The following is a 21,327-nucleotide window of genomic DNA, read 5'->3' as shown; positions in this document are numbered from 1 at the left end:
CGAACGTCACCACACCCGGCCTCGCCACCAGCACCTCCACCACAACCAAGATCAGTTGCACTGAAGCCTAGAAACCACCCGGCGTGTCGCGGCTACAACCTCATGATCAACGCCCGCACTGTGGCATTGCGACCTGAGGTTCCGCCGCGGGTCGCCCGCGTGGTTGGGCGGCCCGGGGCCGGAGCCGTGGTCGACGCGATGTCTGTCGGTGGCACACTCATCGGCGTGAACGACGTGGCCGCATCGTCGGTGGATGGTGAGCTGGAGAGTGTCAGTCTGGTGGACCTCGCCGTCTCTCGGCTGACCCGGGAAATCCTCAGCGGCAAGAGCGATCCGGGCGAACGCCTGGTGGAGGAGCAGTTGACCCGGCGGCTGGGGATCAGCCGGGCTCCGTTGCGGGAGGCCCTGCGGCTGCTGGCCCAGCAGGGTTTGGTCGAGCACGTGCCGCGGCGGGGGGTCCGGGTGGCCACCCTGTCGGACCGCGACGTGCGGGAGCTGTACGAGCTGCGGGACGTCCTGGAGCAGTTCTCGGTGCGCGCCGGGATCCCGGTCGGCCGGGACAGCGACCTGGCCGGGTTACGGGCGACCCTGGACCAGATGCGGGAGGCGACCCGGGCCGGCGACCGGATGGCGGTCGCCGAGTCGCACCGGGAGTTCCACGTCGCGCTGGTGGCGCTCGCCGGTAACCGGCAGCTCTCCGCCGTGTACGGGTCGATCCTGGTGAAGTTGCAGCTCTACATGGCGATCAACCTGCGCCGGGAGGCGGAGCTGGCGCAGCCGTTGGACGGGGTCCACCGGCATGAGCGGCTGTTCGAGGCGGTCGCCGGGGGAGACCCGGAGGAGGTGCTCACCGTCCTCGCCGGGCACGGCGCGCGCTCGTACCTGGGTTAAGGGGCGGGGCGGCCGGAGTGCCGTCATGTCGTCGTTACACAGCGCGCTGGTTCCCGTAACAGTTCAGTCGACAATCGACTGTATGCCAGAGCCAGTAGGGTCCATCTCGGAGCTTCGGTCGGCGTACCGCGACGGCAGCCTGACCCCGGCGGGCCAGGCCGAGCGTGTCCTGGACGGACTCGCCGGGCGGGACGGCGGGCCGGTCTGGATCAGCACCGTCCCGGCCGACCGCCTGCGCGCCCGTGCCGAGTCGCTGACCCGCCACGGTGATCCCGCGCTGCCGCTGTACGGGATCCCGTTCGCGGTCAAGGACAACATCGACGTGGCCGGCATGATCACCACCGCCGGCTGCCCCGACTTCGGGTACCGGGCCGCTGAGGACGCACCTGTGGTGCGCCGGCTGCTCGACGCCGGCGCGATGCTCGTCGGCAAGACCAACCTCGACCAGTTCGCCACCGGCCTGACCGGCGCGCGCTCGCCGTACGGCAGCTGCCCGAGCGTCTTCGGCGGCGGGCTGATCTCCGGCGGCTCCAGCTCCGGCTCGGCGGTCGCGGTCGCCGCCGGCCAGGTCAGCTTCGCCCTGGGTACGGACACCGCCGGCTCCGGCCGGGTGCCGGCGGCGCTGAACGGGATCGTCGGCCTCAAGCCCACCCGGGGTCTGCTCAGCGCGGCCGGCGTGGTCCCGGCCTGCCGCTCGCTGGACTGCGTGTCGGTCTTCGCCGCCGACGTCGCCGGTGCCGTCGAGGTGTTGCACGCGGCCCGTGGCGTCACGGCGGCCGACCCCTGGGGGCGTCCGCTGCCGACGGAGCGGGTGGTGGCCCGCATGCCGGGGACGCTACGCCTCGGGGTGCCCCGGGCAGAAGACCTCGAGTTCTTCGGCGACGCCGGGCAGGAGACCCGGTTCGTCGCGGGGGTGCAACGGCTGCGCACCTTCGTCGGCTCCACTCGGTCCGTGCCGCTCGGTGACTTCTTCGAGGCCGGCGACCTGCTGTACCAGGGGCCCTGGGTGGCCGAGCGGCTGGTCGCGCTGGACGGCTTCCTGCGGTCGCATCCCGACTCGCTCCTCGCGGTCACCCGGGCCGTGCTGGAGACCGGCCGGCGCTACGACGCGATCGACGCCTTCCGGGGCCAGCACCGCCTGCGCGAGCTGCGAGCACAGGTCGACGAGCTCTGGCAGGACATCGACGTGCTGGTCGTGCCCACCGTCGGCACCACGTTCACGCTCGACGAGATCGCCGAAAATCCGATCGGGCGCAACGCCATGCTCGGCCGTTACACCCAGTTCGCGAACCTGCTCGACCTGGCCGCCGTGACCGTGCCCAACGGGTTCACCAGCACCGGCCGCCCGGCGAGCCTGACCCTCCTCGGCCCGGCGTTCACCGACACCACACTGGCCCGACTGGCCGCCGCCCTCACCGACGGCGGCGCACCGACCCGAGTGGTCGAGGCCAGCCCACCACCGGCGCAGCGTCCGGCGGACCTGCTGATCGCCGTGGTGGGCCGACACCTGACGGGCGAGTCCCGCAACGGTGAGCTGGTCGGGCACGGTGCCGCCCTCGTCGACACCGCCCGCACCGCGCCGCTCTACCGGCTCTTCCGGATGGACACGCCCGACGGCGAGGGACTGCCCGGGCTGGTCCGGATGGCGCCGGACGGGCCGGCGGGCCATCCGATCGAGGTCGAGCTGTGGCGACTGCCCGGCTCCGCGGTCGGCGGGTTGCTGGCCGGGGTCCCGGCCCCCCTCTCGCTCGGCTGGATCCGGCTCGACGACGGGCGCGACGTGCTCGGTTTCCTCTGCGAGGCGTACGCCGCCGGCCCACCGGCCGAGGACATCAGCGCCACCGGTGGGTGGCGGGCCTACCGGCACGCCGCCGCGCGGCGCTGACGCGCCAGCACCAGCGATCACGACAGGAGGCGAGAGGATGGGCAGCATCGGGCCGGTACCGGCCAACCCCTACCCGTGGCCGTACGACGGCGCGGCGGACACCGCGCGCACCGCACTGCTCTGTATCGACTGGCAGACCGACTTCTGCGGGCCGGGCGGCTACGTCGACGCGATGGGTTACGACATCGGCCTCACCCGGGCCGGCCTGCCGGCCACCGCCCGGCTGCTGGAGCACGCCCGATCACTCGGCATGCTCGTCGTGCACACCCGGGAGGGGCACGACCCGCAACTGTCGGACCTGCCGGCGAACAAGCGGTGGCGCTCGGCGCGCATCGGCGCCGAGATCGGCACCGCCGGTCCGGCCGGCCGGATCCTGATCAGGGGCGAGCCGGGCTGGGAGATCGTGCCCGAGGTCGCCCCGGTGGCCGGCGAGGTGATCATCGACAAGCCGGGCAAGGGCGCGTTCTACGCCACCAACCTCGACCTGGTGCTGCGCACCCGGGGCATCACCCACCTGATCCTCACCGGCATCACCACCGACGTCTGCGTGCACACCACGATGCGCGAGGCGAACGACCGGGGGTACGAGTGCCTGATCCTCTCCGACTGCACCGGCGCCACCGACAAGGCCAACCACGACGCGGCACTGCACATGGTCACCATGCAGGGCGGCGTCTTCGGCTGCGTCACCACATCCGACGACGTCATCGCCGCCACGGCCCAGTGAGGTGCGCCCATGTTGACCATCCCCGCCGCACGGCCCGGCCCGTACACCTTCGACCTCTCGACCACGGCGCTGCTCGTCATCGACATGCAGCGCGACTTCCTGGAGCCCGGCGGGTTCGGCGCGAGCCTGGGCAACGACGTCGGTCAGCTGCGCCGCACCATCCCGCCGCTCGCGGCGCTGCTGGCCGACGCCCGCGCCGTCGGCCTGAGCATCGTGCACACCCGCGAGGGGCACCTGCCCGACCTGTCCGACTGCCCGCCGGCCAAACTCAGCCGCGGAGCGCCCAGCAGGCGGATCGGTGACCTCGGCCCCAAGGGCCGGATCCTCATCCGCGGCGAGTACGGCCACGACATCATCGACGAGCTGGCCCCGCTGCCCGACGAGCCGGTCATCGACAAGCCCGGCAAGGGTGCCTTCTACGCCACCGAACTGGACGGCCTGCTCGTCGAGCGGGGCGTCCGCAGTCTCCTGGTCACCGGGGTCACCACCGAGGTGTGCGTGCACACGACCGTCCGGGAGGCCAACGACCGCGGGTACGAGTGCCTCGTGCTCGCCGACTGCGTCGGGTCCTACTTCCCCGAGTTCCAGCGGGTCGGCCTCGACATGATCGCCGCCCAGGGCGGGATCTTCGGGTGGGTCGCCGACTCGGCGCAGCTCCGCGCCGTGCTGCCCACCACCACCGTGTTGCAACCCTCTTCCTGACCGGGAGCAGCCATGGTCTCGACCAAGCCCACCGTCGCCCCGCTCCCGTACTGGGTGCGCGGCGACACCAACGCGTTCTTCGGCTTCGGCGTCAACGTCCTGGTCAACGTGCTCACCCTGACCGGGCTCTGCCTCGCCGTGGTGAACCTTCCCGAGGGGGAGGTGTTCGGCACCATTCTGCCGGCGCTGGGTATCGCCCTGGTCGCCGGCAACATCTACTACACCTACCTGGCCCGTCGGCTGGCCCGCCGGGAGCACCGCACCGACGTGACGGCCCTGCCGTACGGGCCGAGCGTGCCGCACATGTTCATCGTCATCTTCGTCATCATGCTGCCGATCTACCTGCGTACCCAGGATCCCGTCCGGGCCTGGGAGGCCGGGCTGGCGTGGGCCTTCATCATCGGCGTGATCGTGCTGATCGGCGCGTTCGTCGGGCCGTACATCCGCCGGTACGCGCCCCGGGCCGCGCTGCTCGGCACCCTCGCGGGCATCTCCATCACGTTCATCTCGATGAACCCGGCCGGGCAGATGTGGCGGATGGCCTGGGTGGCCCTACCGGTCTTCGCGCTGCTGCTGATCGGTCTGCTCACCGACGTGAAACTGCCGTTCAACTTCCCGATCGGGCTCGCCGCACTGCTGCTCGGCACCGCGATCGGCTGGGCCGGCGGTGCGATGTCGGTGCCGGACGTCACGGCCGCCGCCCGGGACATCGCGATCGCCGTACCCTCGTTCAAGCTGGACCTGCTCGTCAGCGGGCTGACCGACATGGCCCCGCTGCTGGCGACGGCGATCCCGCTCGGTGTCTACAACTTCACCGAGGGCATGACCAACGTGGAGAGCGCCGCCACCGCGGGCGACAACTACAACCTGCGTAGCGTGCTGCTGGCCGACGGCGCGGGCGCGGTGATCGGGGCCGCGCTCGGCTCGCCCTTCCCGCCGGCCGTCTATGTCGGACACCCGGGTTGGAAGGCGGCCGGTGGCCGCAGCGGCTACTCGATGGCGACCGGTGTGGTGATCGCGGTGCTCTGCTTCCTCGGCATGTTCGGGCTGCTCGGCGCGATCTTCCCGACGGCGGCCATCGTGCCGATCCTGCTCTACATCGGGTTGCTGATCGGGGCGCAGGCGTTCCAGGCGACCCCCCGGGCGCACGCCGCCGCCGTGGTCGCCGCGCTGATCCCGAACATCGCGGCCTGGGCGACCGGGCAGATCGACAACGCGCTGGCGGCGGCCGGCACCACCGCCGCCGCGGTCGGCGACGACGCGCTCAACGGCGCGGGTGTGATCTACGACGGGCTGCTGGTGCTCGGTCAGGGTGCGATCCTCGCCGGCCTGGTGCTCGGCGCGGTGGTGGTCTTCATCATCGACAAACGGTTCGTCCGGGCCGCGATCTTCGCCGGCACCGGCGCGGTGCTGTCATTCGTCGGGCTGATCCACGGTGAGCGGATCGAGTGGAACGCCAACGGTCAAGTGGCACTCGGCTACCTCTTCGTCGCGGTGATCTGCGGAATCTTCGCGCTGGGTCGCCCCACACCCCGCGAGCCGGACCCGGAGGAGGCCGCACTGGACCGGGAGCACGGTTCGGCTGACGTCGGCACCGAGCGGGCCGACGGCGAGCGGCGGACGTCGGCGCTGAGCGGCTGAGCCGGCCGGCCCGGTCGGAGGTGTCACGGCCACCGACCGGGCCGGCCGGTTCCCGACCCACCGGATCGAAGGGACGTACCGCATGGAGATCGACCGGACGGACGTGGTCGCCGAGGTGACGGCGGCCTTCGCCGCCTACGAACGGGCGTTGGCCGACGGCGACGCCGAGGAGATCTGCGGATACTTCTGGGACTCCGACCAGACCGTGCGCTTCGGCCTCGCCGACCATCAGTACGGGTTGGACGAGCAGCGCAAGTGGCGGGCCGCACAGCCACCACTGCCGGCCGGTCGCCGGCTGGTCGACCCGGTGGTCACCACGTTCGGGCCGGACCTGGCGGTCGTGACGACCCGATTCGGGTACGCCGGCACCGCCGCCACCGGGCGGCAGACCCAGACCTGGGTACGCCTGCCCGTCGGTTGGCGGATCGTCACCGCCCACGTCTCCGTCTCGGCCGGCTAGGATTTCGTTACGCTTCGCCGATGGCCAGACTGCCAGCGACGTTCAGCGTTCCGGTCGTTCGTGCGGACTTCCGCGACGACGGCGGGTGGGAGCGGCTCAGAGCCGAGATCGTCAACCCCACGCCGGAGGGCTTCCTGGCCGATGTCGAGTTCGTCGAGGACCGTGAGCTGACCGGCCTCGACGACACGGCGATCGCGGCCGGCTACCCCCGCGCCTACCCGCAGGAGTACCGGCACCCGGTGGTCTTCGTCGTCGACGCCGTCACCGTCTCGCTGCCGGAGCATCCACTGCTCGTGGTCAATCTGAACGAAGGTGACGAGACGGGTCCGTTCCGGGCGCTGCCCCGGCAGGTCCAGGCGATCGAGAACAACCTGTCGATCGCGAACATGGACTTTGTCGAGTTCGCGCGGGCCGCCGATCCGGACGGTGTCTTTCGAGGCTTCTGAGCGCGGTGCCGGCACGGGGTGAGCGGCGCGGCGACGAGCGCGGCAGCCGACGCGCCACGGTCGCCGACGCCTGCGCGTCGAGCCCGGAGGTCGTCGCTGGTCTGCGGCAGCCGGTGCGCCTTCCCGCCAGTTGAGATAATCACCCAGGTTGTTTTGTATAGGCGCTGGTGACTGCGGCGATATCAGGTGAGCTGCCGTCTGGCAATCAGCCGGGTGTCCTGGCCCGAGCAGCGCAAGGGCGTTGTCCATGGTTCATGTCGACACCAAACACAAACCCAGTGGCGCGTTCCAAGTCGGCTGATGGTGTCTCGGAACGTTGGCTGCGGGGTGATTTAATGGGTTTCCGGGATATCGTTCCAGCCTTCGGGCGACCGGTCCCTTTCAACGAATTGTGGTGTGCTGCCGGGTAATGCTTGTGTGCCCATGCCGGTTGGTGGGCAAGAGCTGGTCACTTCTGCATATTCGACATTTGCCGGTGCTCCGGTATAGTGCGAGCAATCCCTTTGAGTGCGCCGGAAAGCGTCTGATCTGCGTGATGACAACTGGGCTGGAAAATGCGTCGAAAGACCCGTGCTTCGTTGGGCGGCGACCACAGTTGGCGCGTATCGAGAGAGCCCAGGCCACCGTGCTGAGCCGTGGCTGGCAAATGGTTTGCGAGGTGGTGGGGGAGCCGGGCATCGGCAAGACCCGGTTCGTCCACGAGGCCCTGGAACGCAGTGTCCCCACCGTCCCGTGGGCGATCGGGACCTGCTCGCCCGACGAGCGAGGCGTTCCCTTCCACGTGTTCCGACACGCCCTCACGGCGGGGCAGGCCCCCCGACGCGGGCTGCGTTCCGGACGGTCCACCGGGCAGACCTGGGCCGAGTCCGCCGCCGAGGTGCCACCCGCGCCGGCGCGGGCGTCGGACGCCCGACGGTTCCGGACCTACCAGTCGGCCCGCCGGCTGATCGGCCTGGCGGCCCGGGACGGTCTGGTGCTCGTCCTCGACGACCTGCACTGGGCGGACGCCTCCTCCGCCGGTCTGATCACCCACCTCCTGCGGTATCCGGTGCCGGCCCCGCTGCTGCTCGTGCTCGTCTACCGCCCCCGGCAGATGGCGACTCCGATGCCGTTCGGTCCACCGGATCCGGGCGAGGACGCCGATGCCGCGCCGACGTCACACGACCGGATCGAGCTCCGCCCGCTCGGCGTCGCCGAGGTCGCGCTGCTGCACCCCTACGTCGACCAGGTGGAACTACGCGCCCGCTACGACGTGAGCGGCGGAAACCCCGGTTACCTGGCGGCGCTGCCGGGCGATGCCACCTCCAACGGCGCCGAACCGATCCGTGCGGCACCGGGCGCCCGGCTGTCCGACGCGGCGGTGGCCGTGCTGCGACGTGAGTGGGCCGGCCTGCCCCCCGTCGAGCTGGCCTGCCTGCGCGCCGGGGCGATCGTCGATGCGCCCTTCGCCGCGGACCTGCTCGCCGAGGTCGCGCAGGTCCCGGTGGCCCTGGCGGTCGAGGCCGGCTGGCGGCTGGCCCGGCTCGACCTGATCCGCCGCGTCCCCGGCACCGGGCGGTTCGCCTTCCGGCACCCGGTGCTGCGCATGGCGGTCGCCCAGGACACCGACCCGGCGTGGCAGGTGGAGGCGTGTGCGCGGGCGCTGGGCGCGTTGGTCGAGCTGGGCGCGCCGCCCGCGGACCTGGCCCGCTACGCGGAGCGCCTGCTCGCCCTGCCGAACGGCCGCTGGGCCGACCGCTGCGTCAACGTGCTCTGCCGGGCCGCACAGGAGGTCCGACGCGAGACTCCGGACCTGGCCATCCGCTGGCTACGGCTGGCGTTGCGGGCGCTGCGGCCGACGGCCGGTCTGGCGCAGCGCCGCCAGGACGTGTCACTCGCGTTGGCCCAGATCACCGGGGAGGCGGGCGACCTGGCCGAGAGCCGGGCCCTGCTCCAGGAGATCGTGCCGCTGTTCCCCGCCGACGCCCAGGGCCGACGGGCGCAGGCGGTAGCCCTCTGGGCGCGGGTGGAACGCCTGCTCGGCAACTACGCCGAGGCGGCGGCCATCAGCCGGCGCGAGCTGGCCGACCTGCCAGCCGCAGCCGAACCCACCGGCGGCTACCGCCTCGCCACCGAGATCGGCGTCGCCGGCATCCTGGCCGGCCACCCGGTGGCCGGGCTGCCCGACGGGCTCCACGCAGATCTCGGCGGCTCCGGCGCGGATCGGGCCGGCCTGCTGGCCGTCCGCGGTCTGGCCGCCGCACACGAGGGCGCACTCGACGACGCCCGAGGCCTGCTCGATGCCGGTGCCCGGATCATCGACGCGCTGCCGGACACCGACGTGCGGGACCACCCCGACTGCCTCACCGCGCTCGGCCTGACCGAGTTGTACCTCGAACGGCAAGCCGACGCGGTGCGACACCTCGACCGAGGGGTCACGCTCGTCCGCGCCGCGCACCGCGACGACGGCCTGTGCCAGTTGCTGCTCGGTCGCAGCCAGGTGGCCTACCACGGCGGCCAACTGAACACCGCCATCGGACTGGCCACCGAGGCGGGCATCGTCGCCCGACGCATCGGCAGCCACCACCTGTTGAGCTTCGCCCTGGCGTTCGAGGCGGAGGCGACGGCGTGGCGTGGTGGCCCGCGCGACGACGACCGGGCGGTGGCGTTGGCCCGAAGTGCCGCCGGCATCGCCACCGATCTGACCACCTGGTGCGGTCGTACCGCCGCGACGGCGCTGGCCACCGCGTCGCTGCTGTCCGGTGACCCGGCGACCTGCGCCGAGTTGGTGCGCTCGGCCGGCGGCGACAGCCGGCTGAGCCGTCTGCAGACCACCCTGCGACCCCGGTGGTTCGAGCTGCTCTGTGCCGCCGCGCTCGCCGCGGGCGAGCTGACCGACGCCGAACGGCAGGCGCGGCTGGCGATGGCCGAGGCGGAGCAGGTCGGTCTCCCCGGGCAGCGGGGCTTCGCCGAGTCGGCGTACGGCGAGGTGTTGCTCGCCCGCGGCGAGGCCGCGGCGGCCCTGCCGCACCTGGAGACCGCGGCCGACCTGTTCCGTGCCGGCGGGATGGTGCTCCGGCGCAGCCTCGCGCTGGCCTCCCTGGCCCGGGCGGCAGAGGCCGCGGAGCAGACCGGCCCGGCGGCGCGGGCCCGCCGCCGGGCGCTGGAGCTGGCCGGGTGGTGCGGGACGGAACGGGTCGCCCTGCGACTGGCCCGCCCGGTCGGCCCGCGCGAGGTCGCCGCCCTGACCGACCGGGAGTGGCACATCGCCCGGCTGGCAGCCACCGGGGCCACCAGCCGACTGATCGGGCGGCAGCTGAACATCAGCCCCCGCACGGTGGAGGCGCACCTGACCCGCATCTACCGCAAGGCGGGCGTCGCCTCCCGATCGGCTCTGGTCGCCTGGGTCGCTCGGCTCGATGACACCGATCGGTGACCGCGACCCGGGCCGGATGACGTCGTTCGGTGCAACGTCGACGGGGCGGGCAGCACGAGGCCGCGCCGCCGCCGTCGTGGCCCGAGCGCCGCTCACATACTCGACTGCATCGGGCGCGACTCCCGTGCACCGGTGGTGGATGGAGGACGAGATGCTGGGCAGAAGATCCGTCAGGAGCCCGCGTACCCCCACCGCGCCGGTGCCGGCCACGCCGATCGGCGCCGCCGTGCTGGCGCTGCTCGTGCTGGCCGGCTGTGGTGGCGAGCCGGTGGACGCGGCGACCCCCGCACCCCAGGGTTCGGCCGCCTTCGGTCGGGACCGGGCCGCCCTGGTGCTCACCGCCTTCGACCAGGCCGACTCCGCCGCCTCGGTGGCCGGTGACGTCGAGGCGCTGCGGGCCCAGGAGGTCTCGCCCTCGCTGGACCTCAGCATCGCCGCGGTGCGCCGGGCCGCCTACAACCAGCGTCCACAACCGTCCTTCCAGCACATCAACCCGGCCTTCGCGGTGCCGCCCGGCGACCCGACCTGCTTCCTCGTCACGGCCACTCTCCGACTGAGCGGCTCGGAGCTGGCCCCCACCGACGTCAGCCAGTTCGTGCGCGGTGCCGACAACCAGTGGCAGCTCAGCCACAACGTGCAGGTCACCCAACCGTCGCTGGTGGTCGCCCGGAGCATCGACGGCCGCCCAGCCACGGCCGGCGGCACCGCCCTGGACGAGACCAGCCGCCGGGCCCTCGAAGCTGAGGTGTTCGCCCGCAGCATCGGGTCCACGACGGGCAACCGGGCCCTGGTCGCGTCGAGCCCGCTGCTCGACGGCCAGTTCGCCGGCGGTTGGGAGGTCTACGGGCAGCAGCTCGCCGGGGCCGGCGCGGCGGTGCGGCGGACGATGGACAAGGCGGAGTGGTCGGACTGCGCCGTCGCGGTGCCGACCGGCACGCTGACCTTCCTGACCATCCACGCCACCGACACGCTGCGCCCGGCGCCCGGCGGCCCGGCCACCGTCCAGATGGTGCCGCAGAGCCCCGACCTGATCGCCACCGGTCACCGCACCCCGATCCGGGGGAAGTCGATCCGGGTCACCCGGGTGGAGACCTTCGTGCTGCTCGTGCCGGCGCAGACCAGCGGCACGACGGTGCTGGGGCTCAACGACAGCGCGTTGACCGTCACCGCCGGCTGACCCGGCCGTCGAGCGTCCACCGTGCCGCCGACGGCAGAAACCGGTGGCATCACTCGGATCGGACGCCACCGACCGCGACGATGGCAGCAGCCGTGATCGCCGGCGGGGCCGGCGGTGCCGCGGTCCGGCCACCAGGCCCGGGAGGAACCATGTGGCGTCCGCGCTTCCGATCCGACTACGTGCCGGTGCGGCTGCCCGACGGCCCGCTCGTGGTGCTGGGGGAGACCCGCAGCCTCCTCATCGACGACCCGGTGACCGCGGACCTGGCCGGCCAGCTCGACGGCGCCGCGCCGCTGGCCGACGTGGTGGCCCGGCTGGCCACCCGCCACCCGGTCGCCGCCGTCGCCGCCGCCCTCGCCCGGCTGCGCGACCACGGCCTGCTGGTGTCCGGGCCGGCGCACACGTCGCCGGCCGAGGCCGCCGGCTGGGACGCCCGGGGTGTCCCGCCCGAGGCCGGACAGCGGTGGATGGCCGGCGGCCCGGTGACCATCGTGGACCTCGGGGCGCCCCGGGTGGCCGAGACCGCCGACGCGCTGCGCGCCCTCGGGCTCGCCGTGACGGTGGTCGGGCCGGACGCGACAGACCCCGACCCGAGCGCCCAGGTGCTGGTGCTGCCGTCGTCGATGCTCGACCCCCGGCTGGCCCTGATCAACGACCGCCACCTGGCCGCCGATCGCGCCTGGACCCTGGCCCGGCCACACGGCAACGTCGTCTTCCTCGGCCCGCACCTCGTGCCGGGCCGCACCGGCTGTTGGGCCTGCCTGCGGCAACGGTGGCAGGAGAACGAACAGGTGAACGCCTTCCTCGACGGGCAGGACCTGACGGATCCGCTACCGCAGCCCGGCCGCGCGGTCCTGCCCGGACTGGCCACCACGGCCGCCGGGCTGCTCGCCGCCGAACTCGCCGTGCTGGCCGTCCGGGGCACGTCACCCCGCCTCACCGGCCGGATGGTCGCCCTGGACACCCGGGACCTGAGCACGGAGAGCCACCAACTGGTACGCCAGCCGCAGTGCCCCGCCTGCGGCGACCCGGACCTCGTCGGTAAGGCCGAGCCCCGCATCGACCTGCCACCCAGCGGCACCCAGCCCAGTCGGGGTGGGGACTCCCGCACCCGGGAACCCGCCGAGGCGTATGCCGCGCTCGCGCACCACGTCAGCCGGTACCTGGGCGTGGTGAGCCGGCTGACACCGCTGGAGGCGACCGACAACGGCGTCACCCACACCTACTCGGCCGGGCACAACTTCGCCCAGCCCCGCCAACTCGCCGCGTTGCGCCGCAACCTGCGCGGGCAGAGCGGCGGCAAGGGCCGCACCGACCTGCAGGCCCGGATGAGCGCGGTCGGCGAGGCGGTGGAGCGCTACTGCGGCGTGTGGCGCGGCGACCGCCCCGTGCACCGGGCGACCTACCGGCAACTCGGTCCGGACCGCGCGGTCCACCTGCGGGAGTTGCTGCTGTTCTCGGAACGCCAGTACGCCGACCGGGATCGGCTCAACCGCGACCTGGGCCACCTGCACCGCGTTCCCCGCCCGCTGCCCGACGAGGTGGAGCTGGACTGGACCACCGGTTGGTCGCTGACCCGGCAGGCGCCGCGCGAGTTGCCCGCCGCGCACTGCTGGTACGGGCATCCGGAGCTGACCGGGCTGGGGGTGTGCTCGGCCGACTCGAACGGCTGCGCGGCCGGCGGCACCCGGTCCGAGGCGATCCTGCAGGGCTTCTGCGAACTCGTGGAGCGCGACAGCGTGGCCCTGTGGTGGTACCACCGTTCCCGGATGCCCGGGGTGGACCTCGCCTCGTTCGCCGACCCGTGGACCGCCGCCTGCGTCGACCACCACGCCACCGCCCTGGGCCGCGAGCTGTGGGCCCTCGACCTGACCGCCGACCTCGGCGTACCCACGTTCGCCGCGGTGTCCCGGCGGGTCGACGCGGGGCCGGAGGACGTCCTGGTCGGCTTCGGCGCGCACCTGGACGCGCGGGTCGCGCTGACCCGGGCGCTCACCGAGGTGAACCAGTTCCTGCCCGCCGTCGCCGGACCCACCTCCACCCGCAACCGGTACGGCGCCGACGATCCGGACACCGCGCGCTGGTTCACCACCGTGCGGGTGGCCGACCAGCCGTGGCTGGCCCCGGATCCCACCCGGCCGGCCAGCACCGCCGCGGACCATCCGGCGCTGACCACCGGCGATGTCGGCGACGACGTGCGCCGGTGCGTACGCCGGGCGGAGCGGGCCGGCCTGGAGGTCATCGTCGTCGACCAGTCCCGTCCGGACGTCGACCTGGCGGTGGTGAAGGTCGTCGTGCCGGGGCTGCGGCACTTCTGGCGCCGACTCGGGCCCGGCCGGCTGTGGGACGTGCCGGCCCGCCTCGGCCGGGGCCCGCTGGCCGCCGACGAGACGTCGGCCAATCCGCTGAACGTCTTCTTCTAGTGAGGGATACGCAGATGACAGGCATGGTGGATCCGGTCGGTCGGCGGTCGCCGTGAGCGGCACCGTCAGCGGTCCGCCGGTGCAGGAGTCGTACCGGCTGCGCCGGGACGCCGAACTGCGGCTCGGTGAGGACGGCTCGCTGACCCTGCGCCAGACCCGCTTCCAGCTCACCCTGGAGCAACCGGGCATGGGCCGGCGGGCGCTGCTGCTGCGGCTCGCCGCCGATTGGGTCAACGACGTCGAGGTCGGTCGGCTGATCAGCGGGCTGGAGGGGGAGAGCCGGGTACTGCCCGCGCAGTTGCTGCTGCGTCGGTTGCTCGCCCACTCCTGGCTGGAGCGCCGCCTGCAGGTCGACGACCGGCCGCTGCTCGACCTGGTGCCCACCGGCCTCGGTCGGGGCAGTCAGCCGGAGAGCCGCCCGCACACACCCGGGGTCCGCTACCGGCTCTCCCGCTTCGCCGCCCTCCAGCACGAACGGGGCATGCTGGTGGCCGCGTCACCGCTGAGCACCCTCGTTGTCGGCTGCGCCGACGCCGCCCTCGGCGCGGTGCTCGCCGCCGCCGCGCCGGGTGTCGGACCCGACGCGGTGGCCCGCACGCTCGGCGTGTCGGCGGCGGCTGCCGGCCGGGTGCTCGACGAGTTGGCCACCGCCCGGATCCTGGTCACCGACGCCGAGTTCGAGGCGGAGTGCGACGACGCGCCGCTGGCCTACTGGTCGCCGGAGGAGTTGCGGCTGCACCACCGCTCCCGGGCCGGTCGACACGCGCTGCCGGTGGGTGGCACCTACCGGATGCGCGAGCGCTTCGCGCCGCAACCGCTGCGCCGCCCGTACGACGGGGGTCGGGCTGTCGAGCTGCCGCTGCCGGACCTGGCGACGATCGCCAAGGCGGATCCCGCGTTCAGTCAGGTCGTCACGGACCGGCGCAGTGTGCGGGAACACGACGACGCCGCGCCGCTGCCCCTGGAACGGCTGGCCGAGTTCCTGCACCGGTCGCAGCACACCAGCGCCGTCGGCGAGGCCGGCGGGCAGGAGGTCGGCCAGCGGCCCTACCCGGGTGGCGGCGGGGTCTACGAGCTGGAGATCTATCCCCTGGTCGCGCGCTGCGCCGGGCTGGATCCCGGGCTTTATCACTACGACGCGGTCGGGCACCGGCTGGAGCCGGTCGCCGGCTGGGGCCCGGCCGCCGACCGGCTGCTGGCGTACGCCCGGGCGGCCGGCGCCCTGCCCCGGCCGCCGCAGACGGTCCTGGTGGTCACCGCCCGGGTGCAGCGGCTCATGTGGAAGTACGAAGGGATGAGCTACGCCATGATTCTCAAGGACGCGGGTGTGCTGACCCAGCAGATGTATCTCGTCGCCACCGCCATGGGGTTGGCGCCGTGCGCCCTCGGTGCCGGAGACTCCCAGGCCTTCGCCGAGTTGTCCGGGATCGACCCGCTTGTCGAGCCGAGCGTGGCCGACTTCCTGCTCGGCTCGCGCTGCGCCACCGGCCCGGCCGGGGCGGGGGGCCGGCCATGAAGTTCCGGCGGCAGGCCCTGCGCCAGTTGGAGGCGCCCGAGCAACTGGACCGGGCGGTCCGGCTGACCACGGTGCCGAACTGGCTGGCCACCACCGCGCTGGTCATCGTCGTGGTCGCCGCGGGTGTCTGGTCGGTGCGCACGGTGGTCCCCCGGACCGTGGAGGCGGCCGGGGTGCTGATCCACTCGAACGGGATCTCCGCCCTCGACGCGCTGGAGAGCGGTCAGGTCACCAAGGTGTGGGCGGCACCGCACCAGCGGGTGCCGAAGGGCACCCCCCTCTACAGTCTGCGCACGGCGGACGGCAGGGTGCGGGTGGAGACCGCGCCGGGTGACGCGTACGTGGTCGCCTGGCTGGTCTCCGAGGGCGAGATCGTCACCCCGGGCACGCACCTGGCCGACCTGGAACGGCTCGACACCGCCGGGGACGCGTTGCAGGCCGTCGTCTACGCCCCCGCCGTCGCCGCGCCGCTGCTGCAACCCGGCGTGTCCGTCGAGGTGGCCGCCGCGGCCGCGCCGCGCAACGTGTTCGGCACCCTGGCCGGCCAGGTGACCACGGTCGGCGCGTTCCCGGAGACCGAGGCGTCGCTGCGCGCCTTCCTGGGCACCGGGCCGGACGTCCGGCGGCTGCTCGCCCGGGGCAGCGTGGTGCGGGTGACAGTCGCCCTGGAGCCTGACCCGGTCGCACCGGGGGGCCTGCGCTGGACCAAGTCCCCGCCGCCGTTCCAGCTCAACTCGGCGAGCGAGGTCACCGCCTGGTTCACCGTGGACCGGGAACACCCGATCGACTGGTTGCTGCGCCGATGAGCGCGCCGACGACCGCCGTCAGCGGCGTGCCGGAGATCCCGCGGATCCGGCGTCGACGGGTCCGCACGCCCACCCTGATCCAGATGGAGGCGGTGGAGTGTGGTGCCGCCGCGCTGGGCATCCTGCTCGCGCACCACGGTCGGCACGTGCCCCTGGAGGAGTTGCGCCGGGTGTGCGGGGTGAGCCGGGACGGCTCCACCGCGGCCACCGTGCTCAAGGGCGCCCGCCGGTACGGGATGGTGGCCAAGGGTTTCCAGATGGACCTGGCCGACTTGGCCACCGTGGCGCTGCCGGCGGTGCTGTTCTGGCGCTTCGAGCACTTCGTGGTGCTGGAGGGGCTGGGCCGCAAGGTCTTCATCAACGATCCGGCCACCGGACCCCGCGCGGTGAGCTGGGAGGAGTTCGACGGCGCGTTCACCGGCGTCGCGCTCACCATGGAGCCCGGCCCGGAGTTCCGGCCCGGCGGCACCCGCTACCGGCTGGTGCGGGCGCTGGCCGAGCGGTGGCGCGGCCCGGGCTCGGCGATCGCGCAGATGCTGCTGCTCGGCCTCCTGATCGCCGTGGTCGGTCTGACCATCCCGGTGATGGCCAAGGTCTTCGTCGACCGGGTGCTGCTGCAGGAGGATCGGGCCGCGTTCGCCGGCCTGGTGGCGGCGGTGGCGGTGGCCACCGTGCTGACCTTCCTGGCCAGCCTGCTTCAGCAACGCCTGACCGTACGCGCGGAGACGGCGCTGGCCCTCGCCAGCGCCGCCCGGTTCTTCCGACATCTGCTGCGGCTGCCGCCGACCTTCTTCGACCAGCGGCAGGCCGCCGACCTCAGCCAGCGGGTCCGCGGCAACGAGGTGGTCGCCGAGGTGCTCACCCGCCGGACGGCCACCACGGTGGTGGACACCGGCCTGGTGCTGGCGTACGGGGCACTGCTCTGCCAGTACGACCTGCTGCTCGGACTGTGCGCGGTGGTGCTCGCCGGGCTGAACGTCAGCGTGCTCCGTTACGTCGCCTCGACCCGGTCGACAGCCGTCGCCGGCCTTCAGGCGGACCGCAGCAAGCTGGTGACCACCGTGTACACCACGGTCCAGATGATCGAGACGGTGAAGGCCGGCGGTGAGGAGGAACGCGCCGTGGCCCGGTTCGCGGCGCGCCACGCCACCGTCGCGACGCGACAGCAGCGGCTGGGGGTACCCACGGCGGTGCTCTCGGTCCTGCCGGCGCTGCTGGCCTCGGCGACCACCGCGGTGCTGCTGGGGTTGGGCAGCCGGCAGGTCGTGGCGGAGGCGATGAGCGTCGGCGTGCTGGTCGGCATGCAGAGCCTGGCCGCAGCCATGAACCGGCCGTTGGGCAATCTGACCGCGCTGGGCTCGCGGTTGCAGGACATGAGCGCCGACCTGAACCGGCTGCGGGACGTGGAGCGGTATCCGCTGCCGGTAGCCCCGGACCGACCCGCCCAGCCGATGACCCCGATGGAGGGGCACCTGCGCATCGAGGAGGTGACCTTCGGCTACAACCCGCTGGGCCGTCCACTGCTGGAGAACTTCAGCCTGGACCTGCCGCCGGGTGCCCGGGTGGCGCTCGTCGGGCGGTCGGGCAGCGGCAAGTCGACGGTGGGTCGGCTGGTCGCCGGGCTCTACCGTCCCTGGACCGGCCGGGTCACCGTGGACGGCGTCGAGCGGACGGCGGCCGACGACGGCCTGTGGGCGGCCACCGTCGCCATGGTGGACCAGGACCAACGGCTGTTCGAGGGGACGGTCCGCGACAACGTCACCATGTGGGACCTCACCGTCGCCGACGAGGACGTCGTCGGCGCGCTCACCGACGCGTGCCTCTACGACGAGGTGGCGGCGCGTCCGGGTGGCCTGGGCAGCCCGGTGCGGGAGAACGCCCGCAACTTCTCCGGCGGCCAGCGGCAGCGGTTGGAGATTGCCCGAGCGCTCGTGCGCAACCCCCGGGTGCTGGTGCTGGACGAGGCCACCAGTGCGCTGGACGCCGAGACCGAACGCCGGATCGACAGGCACCTGCGCCGGCGGGGGGCGACCTGCCTGATCGTGGCCCACCGGCTGTCCACGGTCCGCGACTGTGACCTGATCGTCGTGCTGGACGGCGGTCGGGAGGTCGAGCGGGGCACCCACGAGCAACTGGTCGCCCAGGACGGGGCGTACGCGCGCCTGGTCCGGGACCACTGACCACGACGATCCGAGGAGACGCTGATGAGTGGCGCGGTGCAGGACTTCCCGGCCGGCGGCCTGATCGGCTTCTGCGCGGACGGCGTACGCCAGGTCTGCCGCCTGGACGGCCCGGTGGCCGGCTGGCTGGTGACCGGGGGCGAGGCCGACCTGTTCGCGGTGCGTCGGGCCGGGATGAGCCCCTCGCGGCGGCACCATGTGGCCCGGCTGCCGGCCGGTGGCCTGGTGCCGACGTCCACCGCGATCGGTGCGTGGCAGTTGATCCTGGTGCCGCTGCCCGACACGGAGTTGCGCGGCCTGTCCCGGCGGCACCTGTCCCTGCTGGAGCGGCACGTCCGGCTCGGCCGCGTGCCGGACGAGGGGGCGACGCCGCGGGCCCGGACCGCCGCGACGGAGCTGGTCGCCGCGGTGGACCTGGTGCTTGTCACCATCGCCGACGCGCTGCGCCGCGGGCAGGCGCCCCGGGAGGCGTCCACCCTGCGTGGACGGGAGATCATCTCGTTGGCGCAGGGGAGTGCCCTCACCTCCACCGGCGGCGCCTGGTGGCTGCGCAGCGCCGGTGGGCAGTTGCGCCGCAACGACGGTGGCCCGGCGGAGATGTCCGGGGAGCGGGAGTTGCTGCTGGTCGCCGAGCGGGACTGGGTGGTGGCCGAGTCGCCGTGCGCGGTGGAGAGCCACGGCAGCTGGGACCTGCTGGTCAACGGGCAGCTCCGCTCGGCCGTCGACCAGCACGTGGCCCGGCTGTTGCGGATGGTGGAGACCCGGATCGAGGAGGCCGACGCGGCCCTGCTGAGCGCCGTGCGGCGTCGCCGGCAGACCGACGCGGCGGTGCTCGCCGCGGCGGCCCGCCGGTCGATTGGGGTGATTGGCGCCGGCGGTGCGGTGCCGGTTCCGGACACCGAGGCCGGCTTCGACAGGTACGGGCGGGCGGCCTCGGTGCTCCGGGTGGTCACCGAGGGGATGGGCAGCCCGATCAACGAGCCAGCCGACCGCAGTCGCGCGCCGCTGGACGACCGGGCGGCGGTGCACGCGGTGACCCGGGCGTCCAGCCTGTTCCTGCGCGAGGTGCGGCTGCCGGAGCGCTGGTGGCGGCGGGACCTGGGGCCGCTGGTGGGGTGGCGGGGCGGTGCCGATCCGGAGCACGCGGTCGCGGTGCCGCTGGTGTTCCGCCGTGGCCGGTACCACCACGTCGACCCGGACACCCGCGCCCACGCTGCGATCGACGCGACGGTGGCCGCGACGTTCGCCGCCGAGGCGACCGAGGTGCAGGCGCCGCTACCGCCGACCGCGCGGATGCGCCACCTGCTGCGGGCCGGGCTGGTCGGTGCGTCCCGCGACGTGCGGGGTCTGCTGTTCGCCGCCACCTGCGTGGCACTGCTGGGCCTGGGTGTGCCGCTGGCCACCGGCGAGGTGCTCGGCCAGTTGGCCCGGCAGGGCGAGGTGAACGGCCTGATCGGCTTCGTCGCGCTGATGCTCAGCGCGGCGGTGGTCGCGGGGCTGGTCGGCGTGGTGCAAAATCTGCGTCTGCTGCGCCTGGACGGCCGGTTGCAGTCCGGCGCGCAGTTGGCGATCTGGGACCGGCTCATGCGGCTGCCGGCCCGGTTCTTCACCGGTCGCAGCAGCGGTGAGATCGCCAACTCGATGTTGGGGATCTCGTTCGTCGGTGAGGCACTGAGCGCGTTGCTGCCGCAGTTGGTCTCGGCGGCCGCGACCGTCGCGGTGACCCTCGGCATGCTCCTGGTCGTCGAGCCCGTGCTCGGGCTGTGGGGGGCGGGGATCGTCGCGGTCACCATGCTGACCTTCGGCGCGTTCGCCGTCCTGATCGTCCGTCAGCAACGGTCCGCGCTGCCCGCCGAGCACCGGGCGGCGGCGATGACCAACCAGTTGCTCGGTGGCATCGTGAAGATCAAACTGGCCGCCGCCGAGACCCGGGCGCACGCGCGCTGGTCGGAGGTGGCCGCGACGGCCCGCGCGTCGCTGCAACGGGTCCGGCAGAGCCAGGCGGGCCTGGTCGCCTTCGGCACGGTGCTGCCGATCGCGGGTCAGCTCGTCCTGTTCGCCGTGCTGATGGGGCCGCTCGCCGGTCGGGTCGCGCCGGCCGACTTCTTCATCCTCAACGTCGGCTTCGCGATGCTGCTCGGCGCGCTGCTGGTGCTGGTGTCGGCCGGGGTGGAGGTGATCGCGGCGGTGCCCCGGCTGGGCAGCCTGCGGGAGATCCTGCGCGCCGAACCCGAGGCGCGGCCGGACCGGGTGGACCCGGGTGAGTTGCGCGGCGAGGTCGCGCTGCACCGGCTCACCTTCGCCTACCAGCCGGACGAGCCACCGGTGCTCGTCGACATCGACCTGCACGTCCGCCCGGGTGAGTTCGTCGCCATCGTCGGTCCGAGTGGCTGCGGAAAATCCACACTGCTGCGGCTGCTGCTCGGCTTCGAACGCCAACAGCAGGGCGCGGTGCTCTACGACGGTCAGGACCTCTCCGAACTCGACGTCCACGCGGTCCGCCGGCAGTGCGGGGTGGTCCTGCAGGATGGCCAGCTCTTCGCCGGCTCGGTACGCGACAACATCTGTGGCGCCGGCAGCTTCGGACTGGACCAGGTCTGGGAGGCGGCGCGGATGGCCGGCCTCGCCGACGACCTGGAGGCACTGCCGATGGGGATGAGCACGATGGTGCCGTTCGGCGGCGGCACGCTCTCCGTCGGGCAGCGGCAGCGGGTGCTGATCGCCCGCGCGTTGGCGCCCCTGCCCCGGATCATCTACCTCGACGAGGCGACGAGCGCGCTGGACAACCGGACCCAGGAGGTGGTCAGCCGCAGCACCGCGGCCCTGGCCGCCACCCGGGTGGTCATCGCCCACCGGTTGTCCACGGTGCGTACGGCGGACACCATCGTGGTCCTCGACGCGGGGCGGATCGTCCAGCGGGGGACCTTCGACGAGTTGATGGGTGACTCGGACGGGCTGTTCCACCGGCTGGCGCGACGGCAGCTGCTGACCGAACCGGAGCGGCCCGACGCCGTGGTGCCGAGCCGGCACGCGGACGGGCAGCCCGCGACGAGCTGAC

14 protein-coding genes are annotated in these 21,327 nt (G+C 73.3%); all 14 read left to right on the top strand.

Annotated features, from left to right (window positions below; translation table 11 throughout):
• Positions 1-225 precede the first annotated feature (225 nt).
• The 14 genes from AB0B57_RS33550 to AB0B57_RS33485 all read left to right on the top strand — a co-directional run bounded on the left by AB0B57_RS33550 (position 226) and on the right by AB0B57_RS33485 (position 21,326).
• A complete protein-coding gene (locus AB0B57_RS33550) occupies positions 226-891 on the top strand; it encodes a GntR family transcriptional regulator (RefSeq protein WP_357079282.1) in 666 nt (221 codons plus the stop codon).
• A gap of 82 nt (positions 892-973) precedes the next feature.
• Positions 974-2,776 (top strand): allophanate hydrolase, encoded by a 1,803-nt coding sequence (atzF, locus tag AB0B57_RS33545; protein WP_357079279.1) that lies wholly within the window; start codon positions 974-976, stop codon positions 2,774-2,776.
• Between the two features lie 37 nt (positions 2,777-2,813).
• Positions 2,814-3,503 carry an isochorismatase family cysteine hydrolase gene (locus tag AB0B57_RS33540; protein WP_357079276.1) on the top strand — a complete coding sequence of 230 codons (690 nt, stop codon included), beginning with the start codon at positions 2,814-2,816 and terminating at the stop codon, positions 3,501-3,503.
• A gap of 9 nt (positions 3,504-3,512) precedes the next feature.
• Positions 3,513-4,205 carry a cysteine hydrolase gene (locus tag AB0B57_RS33535; RefSeq protein ID WP_357079273.1) on the top strand — a complete coding sequence of 231 codons (693 nt, stop codon included), beginning with the start codon at positions 3,513-3,515 and terminating at the stop codon, positions 4,203-4,205.
• Positions 4,206-4,217: 12 nt separating this feature from the next.
• Positions 4,218-5,846 (top strand): regulator, encoded by a 1,629-nt coding sequence (locus tag AB0B57_RS33530; RefSeq protein ID WP_357079270.1) that lies wholly within the window; start codon positions 4,218-4,220, stop codon positions 5,844-5,846.
• 82 nt (positions 5,847-5,928) lie between these two features.
• Positions 5,929-6,306: an AtzH-like domain-containing protein gene (locus AB0B57_RS33525; RefSeq protein WP_357079267.1), complete on the top strand. Its 378-nt coding sequence runs from the start codon at positions 5,929-5,931 to the stop codon at positions 6,304-6,306.
• A gap of 20 nt (positions 6,307-6,326) precedes the next feature.
• Entirely contained in the window at positions 6,327-6,752 is a 426-nt protein-coding gene (locus tag AB0B57_RS33520; RefSeq protein WP_357079264.1) for a hypothetical protein, read from the top strand.
• A 409-nt stretch (positions 6,753-7,161) separates the two neighbouring features.
• On the top strand, positions 7,162-10,167 hold the full coding sequence (locus tag AB0B57_RS33515) for an AAA family ATPase (protein WP_357079261.1): 3,006 nt from the start codon (positions 7,162-7,164) through the stop codon (positions 10,165-10,167).
• A 151-nt stretch (positions 10,168-10,318) separates the two neighbouring features.
• Positions 10,319-11,344, top strand: a complete 1,026-nt coding sequence (locus tag AB0B57_RS33510) for a hypothetical protein (RefSeq protein WP_357079258.1) — start codon at positions 10,319-10,321, stop codon at positions 11,342-11,344.
• Positions 11,345-11,493: 149 nt separating this feature from the next.
• Complete coding sequence (locus AB0B57_RS33505; RefSeq protein ID WP_357079255.1) at positions 11,494-13,767, top strand: TOMM precursor leader peptide-binding protein; 2,274 nt, start codon at positions 11,494-11,496, stop codon at positions 13,765-13,767.
• 52 nt (positions 13,768-13,819) lie between these two features.
• Complete coding sequence (locus tag AB0B57_RS33500; protein WP_357079252.1) at positions 13,820-15,283, top strand: SagB family peptide dehydrogenase; 1,464 nt, start codon at positions 13,820-13,822, stop codon at positions 15,281-15,283.
• Positions 15,280-16,089, top strand: coding sequence for a hypothetical protein (locus AB0B57_RS33495; protein WP_357079249.1), 810 nt, complete (start codon positions 15,280-15,282; stop codon positions 16,087-16,089). The genes AB0B57_RS33500 and AB0B57_RS33495 overlap by 4 nt, the downstream gene beginning before the upstream one ends.
• Positions 16,086-18,269: an NHLP family bacteriocin export ABC transporter peptidase/permease/ATPase subunit gene (locus AB0B57_RS33490; protein ID WP_357079246.1), complete on the top strand. Its 2,184-nt coding sequence runs from the start codon at positions 16,086-16,088 to the stop codon at positions 18,267-18,269. Before AB0B57_RS33495 ends, AB0B57_RS33490 begins: the two co-directional genes overlap by 4 nt.
• A gap of 24 nt (positions 18,270-18,293) precedes the next feature.
• A complete protein-coding gene (locus AB0B57_RS33485; RefSeq protein WP_357079243.1) occupies positions 18,294-21,326 on the top strand; it encodes an ATP-binding cassette domain-containing protein in 3,033 nt (1,010 codons plus the stop codon).
• The last annotated feature ends 1 nt before the right edge of the window (position 21,327 follow it).

The sequence above is a fragment of the Micromonospora sp. NPDC049101 genome (assembly GCF_040648675.1).
Classification (GTDB): Bacteria; Actinomycetota; Actinomycetes; order Mycobacteriales; family Micromonosporaceae; genus Micromonospora.
Note: the sequence above shows the minus strand (reverse complement) of the source record. Positions and strands in the feature narration are given on the sequence as shown.